This is a genomic window from Streptomyces sp. NPDC015130 (assembly GCF_043080005.1).
In the GTDB taxonomy this organism is placed as follows: Bacteria; Actinomycetota; Actinomycetes; order Streptomycetales; family Streptomycetaceae; genus Streptomyces.
On sequence record NZ_JBIBVC010000001.1, the window covers coordinates 220,363 to 235,929 of the forward strand.

Annotated in this window: 12 protein-coding genes; 10 read left to right on the plus strand and 2 right to left on the minus strand. The window is 69.7% G+C overall.

Annotation, left to right across the window (positions count from 1 at the left end; translation table 11 throughout):
- Positions 1-232: 232 nt before the first annotated feature.
- The 3 genes from ACF08F_RS01060 (at position 233) to ACF08F_RS01070 (ending at position 3,378) form a co-directional block, all read left to right on the plus strand.
- Positions 233-913 (plus strand): PadR family transcriptional regulator, encoded by a 681-nt coding sequence (locus tag ACF08F_RS01060; RefSeq protein ID WP_024760413.1) that lies wholly within the window; start codon positions 233-235, stop codon positions 911-913.
- Between the two features lie 50 nt (positions 914-963).
- Positions 964-2,046, plus strand: coding sequence for an inositol-3-phosphate synthase (locus tag ACF08F_RS01065; RefSeq protein ID WP_392296396.1), 1,083 nt, complete (start codon positions 964-966; stop codon positions 2,044-2,046).
- Positions 2,047-2,118: 72 nt separating this feature from the next.
- A complete protein-coding gene (locus ACF08F_RS01070) occupies positions 2,119-3,378 on the plus strand; it encodes an MFS transporter (protein WP_392296397.1) in 1,260 nt (419 codons plus the stop codon).
- Positions 3,379-3,502: 124 nt separating this feature from the next.
- Here ACF08F_RS01070 and ACF08F_RS01075 read toward each other — a convergent pair whose 3' ends face one another.
- Positions 3,503-4,945 (minus strand): CCA tRNA nucleotidyltransferase, encoded by a 1,443-nt coding sequence (locus tag ACF08F_RS01075; protein WP_392296398.1) that lies wholly within the window; start codon positions 4,943-4,945, stop codon positions 3,503-3,505.
- Positions 4,946-5,135: 190 nt separating this feature from the next.
- Between ACF08F_RS01075 and ACF08F_RS01080 the strand changes: the two genes are divergently transcribed.
- The 7 genes from ACF08F_RS01080 (at position 5,136) to trxA (ending at position 14,737) form a co-directional block, all read left to right on the plus strand.
- Positions 5,136-7,487, plus strand: a complete 2,352-nt coding sequence (locus tag ACF08F_RS01080; protein ID WP_392296399.1) for a DUF6049 family protein — start codon at positions 5,136-5,138, stop codon at positions 7,485-7,487.
- A 45-nt stretch (positions 7,488-7,532) separates the two neighbouring features.
- The gene (gene murJ / locus ACF08F_RS01085; RefSeq protein WP_392296400.1) at positions 7,533-9,764 is read left to right on the plus strand and encodes a murein biosynthesis integral membrane protein MurJ; all 2,232 of its coding nucleotides are present in this window, start codon (positions 7,533-7,535) and stop codon (positions 9,762-9,764) included.
- 116 nt (positions 9,765-9,880) lie between these two features.
- Positions 9,881-11,572 carry a serine/threonine protein kinase gene (locus tag ACF08F_RS01090; RefSeq protein ID WP_392296401.1) on the plus strand — a complete coding sequence of 564 codons (1,692 nt, stop codon included), beginning with the start codon at positions 9,881-9,883 and terminating at the stop codon, positions 11,570-11,572.
- 25 nt (positions 11,573-11,597) lie between these two features.
- Positions 11,598-12,302: an RNA polymerase sigma factor SigM gene (gene sigM, locus ACF08F_RS01095; protein ID WP_392296402.1), complete on the plus strand. Its 705-nt coding sequence runs from the start codon at positions 11,598-11,600 to the stop codon at positions 12,300-12,302.
- Entirely contained in the window at positions 12,299-13,252 is a 954-nt protein-coding gene (locus ACF08F_RS01100) for a hypothetical protein (protein WP_392296403.1), read from the plus strand. Before sigM ends, ACF08F_RS01100 begins: the two co-directional genes overlap by 4 nt.
- 139 nt (positions 13,253-13,391) lie before the next feature.
- Positions 13,392-14,357, plus strand: coding sequence for a thioredoxin-disulfide reductase (gene trxB, locus ACF08F_RS01105; RefSeq protein WP_392296404.1), 966 nt, complete (start codon positions 13,392-13,394; stop codon positions 14,355-14,357).
- A gap of 47 nt (positions 14,358-14,404) precedes the next feature.
- Entirely contained in the window at positions 14,405-14,737 is a 333-nt protein-coding gene (gene trxA, locus ACF08F_RS01110) for a thioredoxin (RefSeq protein ID WP_306432408.1), read from the plus strand.
- 77 nt (positions 14,738-14,814) lie between these two features.
- Here the strand turns inward: trxA and ACF08F_RS01115 are convergent, their stop codons facing one another.
- A complete protein-coding gene (locus ACF08F_RS01115) occupies positions 14,815-15,432 on the minus strand; it encodes a GNAT family N-acetyltransferase (protein WP_392296405.1) in 618 nt (205 codons plus the stop codon).
- Positions 15,433-15,567 lie beyond the last annotated feature (135 nt).

A 15,567-nucleotide genomic window follows, 5' to 3' on the forward strand; every position in this document is an offset into this window, starting at 1 on the left:
GGCATCGCTTGGTTCCCGGTGGTCTGCATGCCGCACAGACTACGCAGGGCCAAAACCCACGTAGAGCCGGAGTTCACCCCAAATCAGGCAAGTCGATCGCTGTGAATTGACGATGTGACGCCGGTCACGGCGGTCCCACTTGTCGAGACAGGGGGGCCGTTCTATCGTGCTGATGTATCGAGTCGATACATCAGCACGGCATAAGGGTCCCGAGAAGCGGAGGAGGCGACGGATGAGCAGGCGCTCAGGCATCCTCGAGTTCGCCGTTCTCGGCCTGCTCCGCGAGGCCCCGATGCACGGGTACGAGCTGCGGAAGCGCCTCAACACCTCGCTGGGGGTCTTCCGGGCCTTCAGCTACGGGACGCTGTATCCCTGCCTCAAGACGCTGGTCGCCAACGGCTGGTTGATCGAGGAACCGGGCAGCGCCCCCGAGGAGGCCCTCGCCGCTTCACTCGCAGGACGCCGGGCCAAGATCGTCTACCGGTTGACACCGGAAGGTAAGGAGCACTTCGAGGAGCTCCTGACCCACACGGGTCCCGACGCCTGGGAGGACGAGCACTTCGCCGCCCGCTTCGCCTTCTTCGGCCAGACCGAGCGCGAAGTACGGATGCGGGTGCTCGAAGGCCGCCGCAGCCGGCTGGAGGAGCGTCTGGAGAAGATGCGCGCCTCCCTGGCCCGGACCCGCGAGCGACTCGACGACTACACGCTTGAGCTGCAGCGCCACGGTATGGAGTCCGTGGAGCGCGAAGTGCGCTGGCTGAACGAGCTCATCGAGAGCGAGCGGGCGGGACGGGATCAGCGATCCGGTCCGGACGCCCCCGCTCTGCACGACAACGATTCTGGAGAAACGGGCGGCCTGCCCCGGCACGGGGGCAGTACCCGGCCGGATCCGTCCGACGACACCGCCAAGTGAAACCCTGCGCACAGCAGGGCTTCCACGATCACAACAGGGAGCAACCGGAAATGGGTTCGGTTCGCGTAGCCATCGTCGGCGTGGGCAACTGCGCCGCCTCGCTGGTCCAGGGCGTCGAGTACTACAAGGACGCCGACCCGGCGACCAAGGTGCCCGGCCTGATGCACGTCCAGTTCGGCGACTACCACGTCGGTGACGTCGAGTTCGTCGCCGCGTTCGACGTCGACGCGAAGAAGGTCGGCCTCGACCTCTCGGACGCCATCGGCGCCAGCGAGAACAACACCATCAAGATCTGCGACGTCCCGAACGCGGGCGTCACGGTCCAGCGTGGTCACACCCTCGACGGTCTCGGTAAGTACTACCGCATGACCATCGAGGAGTCCGCCGAGGAGCCGGTCGACGTCGTCCAGGTCCTCAAGGACCGCCAGGTCGACGTTCTCGTCTGCTACCTGCCCGTGGGTTCCGAGGACGCCGCGAAGTTCTACGCGCAGTGCGCCATCGACGCCAAGGTCGCGTTCGTCAACGCTCTCCCGGTCTTCATCGCCGGCACCAAGGAGTGGGCGGACAAGTTCACCGAGGCGGGCGTCCCGATCGTCGGCGACGACATCAAGTCGCAGGTCGGCGCGACCATCACGCACCGCGTGATGGCGAAGCTGTTCGAGGACCGCGGTGTCCGTCTTGAGCGCACCATGCAGCTCAACGTCGGCGGCAACATGGACTTCAAGAACATGCTCGAGCGCGACCGCCTCGAGTCCAAGAAGATCTCCAAGACGCAGGCCGTCACCTCGCAGATCCCGGACCGCGAGCTGGGCGAGAAGAACGTCCACATCGGCCCGTCGGACTACGTGGCCTGGCTGGACGACCGCAAGTGGGCGTACGTCCGCCTCGAGGGCCGTGCCTTCGGTGACGTTCCGCTGAACCTCGAGTACAAGCTCGAGGTGTGGGACTCCCCGAACTCCGCGGGTGTCATCATCGACGCCCTGCGCGCCGCGAAGATCGCCAAGGACCGCGGCATCGGCGGCCCCATCCTCTCCGCGTCGAGCTACTTCATGAAGAGCCCGCCGGTCCAGTACTTCGACGACGAGGCCCTGGCCAACGTCGAGAAGTTCATCAAGGGCGAGGTCGAGCGCTAAGCGTCACACGCTTGTCGAAGAGGGTCCCCGGGTGCTGCCCGGGGGCCCTCTTCGTATGTGAGTCTTGCTGCCATGTCCGTCGTACGTGATCTGCGCGTACTCCTGCGCCTGACGAACTTCCGCCGCCTGCTCACCGTCCGGCTGCTCTCCCAGGGCGCCGACGGTGTCTACCAGGTGGCCCTGGCCACGTACGTCGTCTTCTCCCCCGAGAAGCAGACCTCAGCCGCCGCCATCGCCTCTGCCATGGCCGTGCTCCTGCTCCCGTACTCGCTCGTCGGGCCCTTCGCCGGCGTCTTCCTCGACCGCTGGCAGCGCAGGCAGGTCTTTCTCTACGGGAACCTCCTGCGGGCCCTGCTCGCCTGCGGGACCGCCGTGCTCATCGTCGCCTCCGTGCCCGACTGGCTCTTCTACGCCTCCGCGCTCTCCGTCACGGCGGTCAACCGCTTCGTCCTCGCCGGACTCTCGGCCGCGCTTCCCCGCGTCGTCGACGAGGAACGACTGGTCGTGGCGAACTCGCTCTCCCCCACGGCCGGCACCCTCGCCGCGACACTCGGGGGAGGTCTGGCCTTCGGTGTCCGGCTGCTGACCGACGGGTCCGACGCCGCGGTGGTGGCCTTCGGTGCCGCCCTCTACCTCGTGTCCGCCCTCGCCTCCCTGCGCATCCCCCGGGAACTCCTCGGACCCGATCAGGAGCTCCCCCCTCGACGACTCGCTTCGGCCCTGGCCTCCACGGCCCGGGGTCTGGCCGAGGGGCTACGGCACCTGGCCGAACGACGGCCCGCCGCCAGGGCGCTGGCCGCGGTGGCCCTGATGCGCTTCTGCTACGGCGCCCTGCTCGTCACCGTGCTGATGCTCAGCCGCTATTCCTGGAGCACCACGGAGTCCGACGGACTCGGCCTCCTCGGGATCGCCGTCGCGGCCTCGGGCGCCGGGTTCTTCGCGGCGGCCGTCCTCTCCCCATGGGCGGTGGGAAGGCTGGGGCCCTTCGGCTGGATGACCCTGTGCGCCGGGATCGCCGCCGTTCTGGAGCCGACCCTCGGCCTGTTCTTCGACCCCGTCCCCTTCCTCGTCGCCGCCTTCGTCCTCGGGCTCATCACCCAGGGAGCCAAGATCGCGACGGACACGGTGGTGCAGACGGCCGTGGACGACGCCTACCGAGGCCGGGTCTTCGCCCTCTACGACGTGCTGTTCAACGTCGCCTTCGTCGCCGCGGCGGGCATCGCGGCGCTGATGCTGCCGCCGGACGGCCGCTCGCCCTTGCTGGTCGTCCTGGTGGCGGCGCTCTACGCGGTGATCGCGCTGGCCCTGCACAGGGAACGCGTGGAGGGGTGATGTTTCACGTGAAACACCACCCCTCCACGGCGTCACCGCCCCGGTCTCGACCGGGCGGATGTTTCACGTGAAACGCGGGTGTTTCACGTGAAACATCGACTCGATCAGCCCGGTTCTGCCTGCCTCAGCCGCGCGCGGCCCACCACTCCTTGAGTGCCGCGACGGCCTGCTCGTGCTCCATCGGCCCATTCTCCAGCCGGAGCTCCAGCAGGAACTTGTAGGCCTGACCGATGGCCGGGCCGGGCCCGATGGCGAGGATCTCCTGGATCTGGTTGCCGTCCAGGTCAGGACGGATCGCGTCCAGTTCCTCCTGCTCCTGGAGCTGGGCGATGCGCACCTCCAGGCCGTCATAGGTACGGGAGAGCGCCGCCGCCTTGCGCTTGTTGCGCGTGGTGCAGTCCGAACGGGTCAGCTTGTGCAGCCGCGAGAGCAGCGGTCCCCCGTCGCGGACATAGCGACGCACGGCCGAGTCGGTCCACTCGCCGTCCCCGTATCCGTGGAAACGGAGGTGCAGCTCGACCAGCCGCGAGACGTCCTTGATCATCTCGTTGGAGTACTTCAGCGCGGTCATGCGCTTCTTGGTCATCTTCGCGCCCACCACCTCGTGGTGGTGGAACGAGACCCGGCCGTCCTTCTCGAAGCGACGGGTGCGCGGCTTGCCGATGTCATGGAGCAGGGCCGCGAGGCGCAGCACCAGGTCGGGGCCGTCCTCCTCCAGGTCGATGGCCTGGTCGAGCACGGTCAGCGAGTGCTCGTAGACGTCCTTGTGCCGGTGGTGCTCGTCGCTCTCCAGGCGCAGCGCGGGCAGCTCGGGGATGACGTGGTCGGCGAGACCGGTGTCCACGAGCAGGCCGAGGCCCTTCCGGGGGTGCGCGGAGAGCAGCAGCTTGTTGAGCTCTTCCCGGACCCGCTCGGCGGAGACGATCTCGATCCGGCCGGACATCTCACGCATCGCCGTGACGACCTCGGGTGCCACCTCGAAGTCCAGCTGGGCGGCGAAGCGCGCGGCCCGCATCATCCGCAGCGGGTCGTCGGAGAAGGACTCCTCGGGCGTTCCCGGCGTACGCAGGACCCTGGCGGCAAGGTCTTCCAGACCGCCGTACGGGTCGATGAACTCCTTCTCGGGGAGGGCCACGGCCATGGCGTTGACGGTGAAGTCACGCCGGACGAGGTCCTGGTCGATGGAGTCGCCGTAGGAGACCTCGGGCTTCCGAGAGGTCCGGTCGTACGCCTCGGAGCGGTACGTCGTGACCTCGATCTGGTAGCCGTTCTTCTGCGAACCGACGGTCCCGAAGGCGATCCCGACCTCCCAGACGGAGTCGGCCCATGGACGGACGATCTTCAGGACGTCCTCGGGGCGGGCGTCGGTGGTGAAGTCCAGGTCGTTGCCGAGCCGGCCGAGCAGGGCATCCCGCACCGAGCCACCGACCAGCGCGAGGCTGAACCCGGCCTCCTGGAAGCGGCGGGCAAGGTCATCGGCGACAGGGGACACACGCAGCAGTTCGCTGACCGCGCGGCGTTGCACCTGGCTCAGTGCGGTCGGGGTGTCTTCGTTGGCGTTCGGCACAACAGAAAAGGGTACGTGCCCCGGTCCACCGCGGCGTCCCTGTTTCCCGCGGGCCAGGGACCCGGCCCCATCAGTCTGGAGCAGTCCCCGGCACTTGCCCCCGGCGTGCCTCGTTACCATGCCTGGACACAGCAACCGGGAACCATCGACACCACCGGCACCACAGACAACGACGAGGATGGGCGAACGCGTGGGCGAGGCGGCAGACATTCAGGGAACCGGTCCCCGACCTGCCCGCCGATGGCTGCGGCGCACCATCACGGTCGCCGTCGGCGCGCCGCTCCTCGCCGGGCTGCTCCAGGCACCGACCGCCCCGCCGGCGGACGCCGCCGAGGAAGCCGCCGTCTCCAAGACCGTCGATGTGTCCCTCGACACGCTGTCCCCGGTCGCACCCGTGGAAGGTGACACCGTCACCGTCTCGGGAACGGTCACCAACCGGGGAAAGAGGGCCATCACCGACGCGACCGTGGACCTCCGGGTCGGCCCGATGATGACGAGCCGCAGCGAGATCGACCAGGTGTCGGACCGCACCGGCTACCGCGGCGACAGCGACCCCGCTCCACTCGACGAGGGCCCCACGGTCAAGATCCCGCGCCTCGGTGCCGGGCTCAGCGCGGACTTCTCCCTCTCGGTCCCGGTCTCCGACCTCGGTCTCGACGAGTCGGGCGTCTACCAGCTGGGCGTCTCGCTCACCGGCCAGACCTCGACCCAGCGCTACGACCGGGTCCTCGGCATCGAGCGGACCTTCCTGCCGTACCAGCCGGAAGCCGCCGAGAAGAAGACCCAGCTCACCTACCTCTGGCCGCTGATCTCCTCGGCCCACGTCTCGGCGGAGACGGCCACGGACGATCAGCAGACCCCGGTCTTCGAGGACGACGCCCTGGCCGCCGAGCTGCGTCCGGGAGGCCGTCTCGAGCAGATGGTCTCGCTGGGCAAGGACCTGCCGGTGACCTGGGTGATCGACCCGGACCTGCTGGCCACGGTCGACGCCATGGCCAACGGCTACCGCGTCAAGGACGGCACCGCCCACGTCCCGGGCAAGAACAAGGCCGTGGCGGAGCAGTGGCTGAACGCGCTGGAGAAGGCGGTCCAGGGCCGCAAGATCGTCGCCCTGCCGTTCGCCGACCCCGACCTCGCGTCCCTGGCCCATCGCGGCAAGGACGTCCCGGGCTCGCTGGGACACCTCCAGTCGGCGACCTCCCTCGCGGCGACGACCGTCGAGACCGTCCTCCACGTCCAGCCGTCCACGGACTTCTCCTGGCCCGTGGAAGGGGCCGTCGACCCCTCGATCGTGGCCGTCGCCACCTCGGCCGGCGCCGACAAGGTCATCGCCCGCAGCGACAGCGTCCGCGACGACCTGTCCTACACGCCGACGGCGGCCCGCCCCCTCGGCAACGGCAGCACGACGGCCGTCGTCAGCGACAAGCTCCTCTCCACCGCCTTCGAGGGCGACATGGTCCGCTCGGAGAACTCGACCCTCGCGGTCCAGGAGTTCCTCGCGCAGTCGCTCGCGATCACCCTGGAGCAGCCGGAGCAGCAGCGCAGCGTCGTGGTCGCCCCACAGCGGGTGCCGAGCGCCTCCCAGGCACAGACGATGGCGACCGCCCTGCGCGGGCTGTCCGCCCAGCGCTGGTCCCATCCGATCGACCTCCTGACCGCGGCCGGGGCCAAGCCCGACCCTGACGCGTCCACCACGGTGCCCAGCGGCTCGCGGTACCCCAAGAAGCTGCGCGACCGGGAACTGCCCGTCCAGACCTTCCGCGACATGAAGACCACCCGTGACGAGCTGGACGACTTCAAGATCGTCCTAACGCTCCCGGACCGTGTCGTGACCCCGTTCGGCAACGCGATCAACCGCGAGATGTCCACCTCCTGGCGCGGTCAGGCCAGGGCGGCCGCCGTCTACCGGAACGATGTCCTGCAGTACCTCCAGGACCTCACCGAGGGCATCCAGCTCGTCGACAAGTCGGACCTCACCCTGTCCGGCCGCAGCGCAACGATCCCCGTGACCGTCCAGAACAAGCTGCTGCAGGGCGTGGACGACCTGGTGCTGCGCCTCACGTCGGGCAACGGAAACCGGCTGGAGCTGAACGGCCGGCGGTACGCCGAGCTCCCGGTGAAGATCAACGCCGGTCACAGCCAGTCGGTGAAGTTCGAGGCGTCGGCCAATGTCAACGGCCAGGTCCCGATGACGGCCCAGCTCTACACCGCGGACGGCACCCCGTACGGACAGCCGATGACCTTCAACGTCAAGGTCTCCGAGATCACCGCCACGGTGATGCTGGTGATCGCCGGCGGTGTGCTGCTCCTCGTCCTCGCCGGCGTCCGCATGTACAGCCAGCGCAAGCGGGTCGCGGCCAGGAAGGCCGAGACCGAAGCCGCGGAAACCGAGGCCGAGGAAGCCGGAACGGGCACGGAGACGGATCCCGAGGACGTCGGGGAGGTCGAGGCCGACGAACCCGAGCAGCCGAGTGACCCGACACCGGACACCGCGTCCGAAAGCGGCGACCCGTCGGGCCCGGGTGAGAAAGTGGACCGTTGAGCGATGTCGTGGCCGGTCGGCCGGGGACGATGAGGTGGGGTAACCATGAACGCGCCGTACGACGGTGACCGCGGCCAGGGCGCGGGCGGCACCGCGCCGTCCGGTGGGACGCCCGCGGCACCCCCCGGTTCCGGGTACCCGCCGGTGCCCCCCTCCCCTCAGCAGGGCGCTCCGGACCCGCACGGGCAGGACCCCTACGCGCAGAACCCGTACGCCCAGGACCCCTACGTCCAGGACGCCTTCACCCACGACCCGTACCGGGCCCAGGACCTCTCCGCGCAGGACCCGGTGACCGAGGCGCTCTACGACCGCGCCGCGCACCCGCCGCCCCCTCCGGGCACCTACCAGGAGCCCCAGCCGCTCTACCAGCAGCCCGCCGCGCCCCAGCACGCCCCGGACCCCCGCGTGTGGGCGCAGACCCCTGCGCCCGAGCCCGACGGCCCCTCGCGTCACCTTCCGTACGGCGACGACGCCCGCACGGTGCAGTTCACCGGAGTCGACGACCTGGTGACCCACGCCGGCGAGGAGCAGCCCGAGCCGGACGCGTTCGCGCACCTCTACCGGGACCAGCAGACGCCCGGCCAGGTGCCCCCGCCCGCCCCGGAGCCGGACCCCATGCCCGTTCCCGCCCCCGCGCCGAAGAAGTCCGGCCGTGCCTCCGGACTGCTCAAGTCGAGCGCCGTGATGGCGGCCGGCACCCTGGTGTCCCGGCTCACCGGTTTCGTCCGCAGCCTGGTGATCACCGGCGCGCTCGGCGCCGCCCTGCTCGGTGACACCTTCACCATCGCCTACACCCTGCCGACGATGATCTACATCCTCACCGTCGGCGGCGGCCTCAACTCGGTCTTCGTCCCCCAGCTCGTCCGCTCCATGAAGAACGACGAGGACGGCGGCGAGGCCTATGCCAACCGCCTGCTCACCCTCGTGATGGTGGCGCTCGGCCTGATCGTGGTGGCGGCGGTCTTCGCCGCACCGCTGCTGGTCCGGCTGATGTCGAACACCATCGCCGACGACGCCGCGGCCAACAGCGTGGCCGTGACTTTCGCCCGCTACTGCCTGCCCACGATCTTCTTCATGGGCGTGCACGTGGTGATGGGTCAGATCCTCAACGCACGCGGCAAGTTCGGCGCGATGATGTGGACGCCGGTCCTCAACAACATCGTCATGATCGTCACGTTCGGCCTGTTCATCTGGGTCTACGGCACCTCCGCCGAGTCCCACATGGGCGTCCAGACGATTCCCGACGAGGGCATCCGCCTGCTCGGCATCGGCACCCTGCTCGGGCTCGTCGTGCAGGCCCTGGCGATGATCCCGTACCTCCGCGAGACGGGTTTCCGCTTCCGGCCCCGCTTCGACTGGAAGGGCCACGGGCTCGGCAAGACCGTGAAGCTCGCCAAGTGGACCGTCCTGTTCGTCCTCGCCAACCAGGCGGGCGTCCTGGTCGTCACCCAGCTCGCCACGGCCGCCGGGCAGGAGTCGGGCAAGAACGGCGCCGGCTTCCTCGCCTACTCGAACGCCCAGCTGATCTGGGGCATGCCGCAGGCCATCATCACCGTCTCCGTCATGGCCGCGCTGCTCCCGCGGATCTCCCGCGCCGCCCACGACAACGACCCGGGCGCCGTCCGCGACGACATCTCGCAGGGCCTGCGCAACTCGGCCGTCGCGATCGTCCCGGTCTCCTTCGCCTTCCTGGCCCTCGGCGTCCCGATGTGCACCCTGCTCTACGCCTCCAGCGGCGTCGAGGCGGCCCAGGGCATGGGCTTCATCCTGATGGCCTTCGGACTCGGCCTGATCCCCTACTCCGTCCAGTACGTCGTGCTCCGTGGCTTCTACGCCTACGAGGACACCCGGACGCCCTTCTACAACACGGTCATCGTCGCCGCCGTGAACGCGGCGGCCTCCGCCCTCTGTTACGTCCTCCTGCCCGCACAGTGGGCCGTGGTCGGCATGGCGGGCGCCTACGGTCTCGCCTACGCCGTCGGCGTCGGCATCGCCTGGCGCCGCCTGAGCAAGCGCCTCGGCGGCGACCTGGACGGCACGCAGGTGCTGCGGACCTACGCGCGGCTCTGCATGGCCTCCGTGCCCGCGGCGATCGTGGCCGGCGCGGTCGGCTTTGGACTGCTGAAGCTGCTCGGTGAAGGCGCCCTGGGATCCCTCGTCGCCCTGCTCGTCGGCGGAGCCGTCCTCCTGGGGGTCTTCTTCCTCGCGGCCAAGCGCATGCGGATCACCGAGCTGAACACGCTGGTCGGCATGGTGCGGGGACGCCTGGGACGCTGATTCGACGTCCCCGCACAACCATCGGCGGGGACCGCGTGTCGTGCATAGCGTCGGACTGTGGGCACAATTGGCATGGCTGTTGGAAGTGGCGCAACGGATGGGGAGGCAGGACGACGGTGGCGGAACGTAGCACGGCTGCCGTCGACGTGGCCGACAGCGGTGACGACCCGCTGACCGCCAAGGCGGACAAGGCCGCGACCGACGGGGTGGCGACAACGCAGAAGACGGCGGACAAGACCGCCGAGGCTTCGGGGAGCAAGGCGGTCGAACGACAGAGCGGCGAACAGCCTTCCATCACGGCGCCGGAACTGCACAGCGGCCACAAGCTGGCCAGGCGGTACCGGCTGGAGGAGTGCGTCACTCGTCTGGACGGCTTCAGCAGTTGGCGTGCCGTCGACGAGAAACTCCGCCGCGCCGTCGGGGTCCACCTCCTGCCGGCCGACCACCCCAGGGCCCGCTCCGTCCTGGCCGCGGCCCGCTCCGCGGCGCTGCTCGGCGACCCCCGGTTCGTCCAAGTCCTCGACGCCGTCGAGGAGAACGACCTCGTGTACGTCGTGCACGAGTGGCTTCCCGACTCCACCGAACTGACCGCGCTGCTCGCGACCGGCCCGATGGAAGCGCACGACGCCTACCAGCTCGTGAGCCAGGTCTCGCAGGCCATGGCCGCCGCCCACCGCGAGGGCCTCGCGCACCTCCGGCTCACCCCGAGCGCCGTCCTGCGCAGCTCCACCGGCCAGTACCGGATCCGTGGCCTCGCCGTGAACGCCGCCCTGCGCGGCATCACCGCCGAGCGCCCGCAGCGCACCGACACCGAGGCCATCGGCGCCCTGCTGTACGCCGCGCTCACCCAGCGCTGGCCGTACGACAGCGACGCCTACGGGCTCTCCGGCCTCCCCAAGGGCGTGGGGCTCCTCTCGCCCGACCAGGTCAGGGCCGGGGTCCACCGCGGCCTCGCCGAGATCGCCATGCGCGCCCTCGCCAACGACGGCGCCACCGCCTCCCGCCAGGACCGGCCCTGCACCACCCCGGACGAGCTCGCCAAGGCGGTCGCGGCGATGCCCCGCGTCAAGCCGCCGGAGCCGACGTTCGCCGCACCGCCCGACTACCAGCGCACGACGTACCAGCAGGGCACGTACGGCCGCCCGCAGGCACGCCCCGTCACCGTCACCCAGCCGGTCGCCCCGCCTCCGCCCCCGCTCCAGAGCCGCACCGGCACCGCGCTGAAGTGGGCCGTCTCGGCCCTTCTGATCGCCGCGCTGGGCCTCGGCAGCTGGCAGATCGCCGACCGTCTCCTCGCCCCGGAGTCGACCACCAAGACACCGGTCCCGTCCCCCACGGTCGACGAGAAGCCCGAGCCGCCCAAGCCGGTCTCCATCGTGTCCGCCCAGGACTTCGACCCTGCCCCGCAGGGCAACGGCACGGAGAATCCCCAGGCCATACAGCTCGCCTACGACGGCGACCCCAACACCTACTGGCACACCGTGAACTACTACGGTTCCGACTTCGCCAACCTGAAGCCGGGGGTCGGCATCGTCCTCGACCTGGGCACGGCGAAGGAGATCAGCTCGGTCGAGTTGTCGTTCGTGGGCCAGACCTCGGTGGAGCTCCGCACCGCACCGTCCGACGCTTCGTCGGCGCCGGCCCTGGCCGACGGGTTCACGACGCAGGCGGAAGGCTCGGGCAGCAACGTGACACTGAAGCCCACCAAGCCGGTCACGACCCGCTACGTTCTCGTCTGGCTGACGGAACTCCCTGCCAACGACGGGGGCTTCCGGGGCAAGCTGTCCGAGATCAAGATCTTGGGCTGACCACAGCACGGGGAGGGGCTCACCGTTGGACGCTCCGATAGACGAGTCCACAGGCGACCAGGAGCTCTTGGCGCGCCATGTCGCCGGGGACCCGGACGCCTTCAGTGAGCTTGTGCGGCGTCATCGCGACCGGCTGTGGGCGGTGGCCCTCCGCACCCTGGGGGACCGCGAGGAGGCCGCAGACGCCCTCCAGGACGCCCTGCTGTCCGCCTTCCGGGCCGCCCATACCTTCCGGGGCCAGTCGGCCGTCACGACCTGGCTCCACCGCATCACGGTGAACGCCTGTCTCGACCGGGCCCGGAAGGCCGCCTCCCGCCGAACCTCGCCCGTCGACGACACCGACCGGTTCGAGCAGCTCCTAGACCCCCACGAGTCGGCCGAGGCCCCCGCGGAGCGTCAGGACCTCCACCGGCAGGTCCTCGCGGCTCTCGCGCTGATCCCCGAGGACCAGCGCGCCGCACTCGTCCTCGTCGACATGCAGGGATACCCGGTCGCGGAGGCTGCACGTATCCTCGGCGTTCCCACCGGAACGGTGAAAAGCCGCTGTGCGCGGGGGCGCTCACGACTGCTGCCGATGGTCACTCATCTGCGCGCCGACACAGTGGGTAACGAGCCCGCCGAAGGGGGAAGGAACCGGACGCCGGGGACATCCGTCCCACCGGTGCCGGGGCCGACGAATACCGGACCGACAGATCCAGCTGCTGTGAAGGGCGGAGGTGGGCGCGCGTGACTTCCACGACCGGCAAGGCCGACACGACACAGCACCCGGACGTCTCGGAGATCTCCGATCTGACCGAGGGGATCCTCTCACCGAGCCGCTCCGCGGCCGTACGCCGCCATCTGGACGGCTGTCCCCTCTGTGCCGATGTCAGGACCTCCCTGGAGGAGATCCGGGGCCTCCTGGGCACGCTGCCGGGGCCGCCCCGTATGCCCGCCGAGATCGCCGGCCGGATCGATGCCGCACTCGCCGCCGAAGCCCTCCTCCAGGCCACCGCCCCGGAGAACGGCAGCCCTGTTTCACGTGAAACATCGCACCCCCGCACCGAGCCGCTTCCCTCCGGCACGCCTTCCCCTGCCGCGGAGCGCCCCGCGGGCCGGCCGAACGCGGCCACCGGCCCCGGCCGCAGCCGTGCCGGAAAGCCTCGTCGCCGCCGGATCGCCCTGGTCTCCACGATCGGCGCCGCCTTCACCGCCGCACTCCTCGGTACGACTCTCCTCCTGACCCAGGGCGGTGGCCCGACTGCCGACATCGCGGACGGCTCCAAGAAGGTGGACGCCGGCGCGGTGGCCGTGAACTCCTTCTCCGGGACCCCGGTCCAGGCACGCGTCCACGCGCTTCTGGGCGAGGGGGCAAGCACGGCCAAGACTCCTCAGGGAGTCGGCCCCGAGTCGATGTCCGCGGAAGGTGCCTCCGAGAGCACCGCCTCCACCCCCCAACGGAACAGGGACGGCGCCGTTCCCGGCTGCGTCCTGGCAGGAACGGGCCGAAGCGACGCCCCGCTCGCGCACGAGAAGGGCGAGTACCAGGGCACACCGGCTTATCTGCTCGTCCTGGCGGACCCGGCCGACAGCACCCGGGTCCAGGCATTCGTCCTCGACGCCTCCTGCGCCGACAGCCCCACGAGCACCCAGAGCCCCACGGCCGATCTACTGCTCACCGAGACGTACCCACGCTCCTGATCTCACCGGGCGTCTCAGCCACGCGCCGCGCGGCAATCTCGGGAATGCATCCCCCGTAGGATCCGTTGGGTGGGGTGAGAGTGACCGAGACAACCGCCCCCGTAGGCAGTGGCAGTCTGCAGAGACGAGGAAGAAACCCGTGAGCGACGTCCGTAACGTGATCATCATCGGCTCCGGGCCCGCGGGATACACCGCTGCGCTCTACACGGCCCGAGCGTCGCTGAACCCTCTGGTCTTCGAGGGTGCCGTCACCGCCGGTGGCGCACTGATGAACACGACCGAGGTCGAGAACTTCCCCGGCTTCCGTGACGGCATCATGGGCCCGGACCTCATGGACAACATGCGGGCCCAGGCGGAGCGCTTCGGCGCCGAGCTCGTCCCCGACGACATCATCTCCGTGGACCTGACCGGTGACATCAAGACCGTCACCGACACCGCCGGCACCGTCCACCGCGCCAAGGCCGTCATCGTCACCACGGGATCCCAGCACCGCAAGCTCGGCCTCCCCAACGAGGACACGCTCTCGGGACGCGGTGTCTCCTGGTGCGCCACCTGCGACGGGTTCTTCTTCAAGGACCAGGACATCGCCGTCGTCGGCGGCGGCGACACCGCGATCGAGGAGGCCACCTTCCTCTCGCGCTTCGCCAAGACCGTCACCATCGTCCACCGTCGCGACACCCTGCGTGCCTCCAAGGCCATGCAGGAGCGCGCCTTCGCCGACCCGAAGATCTCGTTCGCCTGGGACAGCGAGGTCACCGCGATCCACGGCGAGCAGAAGCTCAGCGGCGTGACCCTGCGCGACACCAAGACCGGCGCGACCCGTGAGCTGCCCGTCACCGGCCTCTTCATCGCCGTCGGCCACGACCCGCGGACCGAGCTCTTCAAGGGCCAGCTGGAGCTGGACGAGGAGGGCTACCTGAAGGTGGCCGCGCCGTCGACGCGCACCAACCTCTCGGGCGTCTTCGGTGCGGGCGACGTCGTCGACCACACCTACCGTCAGGCCATCACGGCCGCCGGTACCGGCTGCTCCGCCGCGCTCGACGCCGAGCGCTTCCTGGCCGCCCTCGCCGACAGCGAGAAGCTGGCCGAGACCCCCGCGGTCTGACCCTCGTCCTTCCTGACCCCACACCCCGCGAAAACAAGGAGGCCGCCGTGGCCCTGAAGACTGTGACCGATGCTTCCTTCGAGGCGGACGTCCTGAAGAGCGACAAGCCCGTCCTGGTGGACTTCTGGGCGGCTTGGTGCGGCCCGTGCCGCCAGATCGCCCCGTCGCTGGAGGCCATCGCCGCCGAGCACGGCGAGATCGAGGTCGTGAAGCTCAACATCGACGAGAACCCGGCCACGGCCGCCAAGTACGGCGTCATGTCCATCCCGACGCTGAACGTCTACCAGAACGGCGAGGTCGTGAAGACGATCGTCGGCGCCAAGCCGAAGGCCGCCATCCTGCGCGACCTGGAAGGCTTCGTCGAGCCCGCGAACGGCTGACACGCCTCTGTTTCACGTGAAACGTGAAACACGAAAGGCCCGCCCCTGGAGGGGCGGGCCTTTCTCGTGTCCTGACATCAGAGCGGTCGCAGGACGGGCTCCTTCTGCACGGCGCCGAGCAGCCGGTCCAGTGCCATCTCGACGTCCTCCTTCCAGGAAAGCGTCGTCCGGAGCTCCAGCCTCAGTCGGGGAAACGCATGGTGCGGCCGGACGGTCTTGAAGCCCACGGCCAGAAGGTGGTCGGCCGGCAGCACACAGGCCGGCTCCTTCCAGCGGGCATCGCCGAAGGCCTCGATCGCCTTGAAGCCCCGCCGCATCACGTCCTTGGCCACGGTCTGCACGACCATCCGGCCCAGCCCCTGGCCCTGGTAACCCGGCATGATCCAGGCGGTCATCAGCTGGACGGCGTCGGCCGCCACCGGACTGGTCGGGAAGGCCGTCGACCTCGGGACGTACGCCGGGGGAGCGTAGAGGACGTAGCCGACGGGCACCTCGTCCACGTAGACCACCCGGCCGCAGGAGCCCCATTCCAGGAGAACGGCGGAGATCCAGGCCTCCTTCTCCGTCTCCGGACGCCCCGTCTTCACCGCGGCCTCTCCGCTCACCGGGTCGAGCTCCCAGAAGACGCAGGAGCGACATCGCCGGGGAAGGTCAGGAAGGTTGTCCAGCGTGAGCGGTACCAGCCGACGCCCCACGGCTTCCCCTCGCTTCCCTCACCCTCGAGCACGGATACGCCTCTCAGAATCGTATCGAGCGGACGATCAAGGGGACACCGCTCCAAGGCAAAGGGCGGGTCGGGCTCCGGTGAAGACCGGAGCCCGACCCGCCCT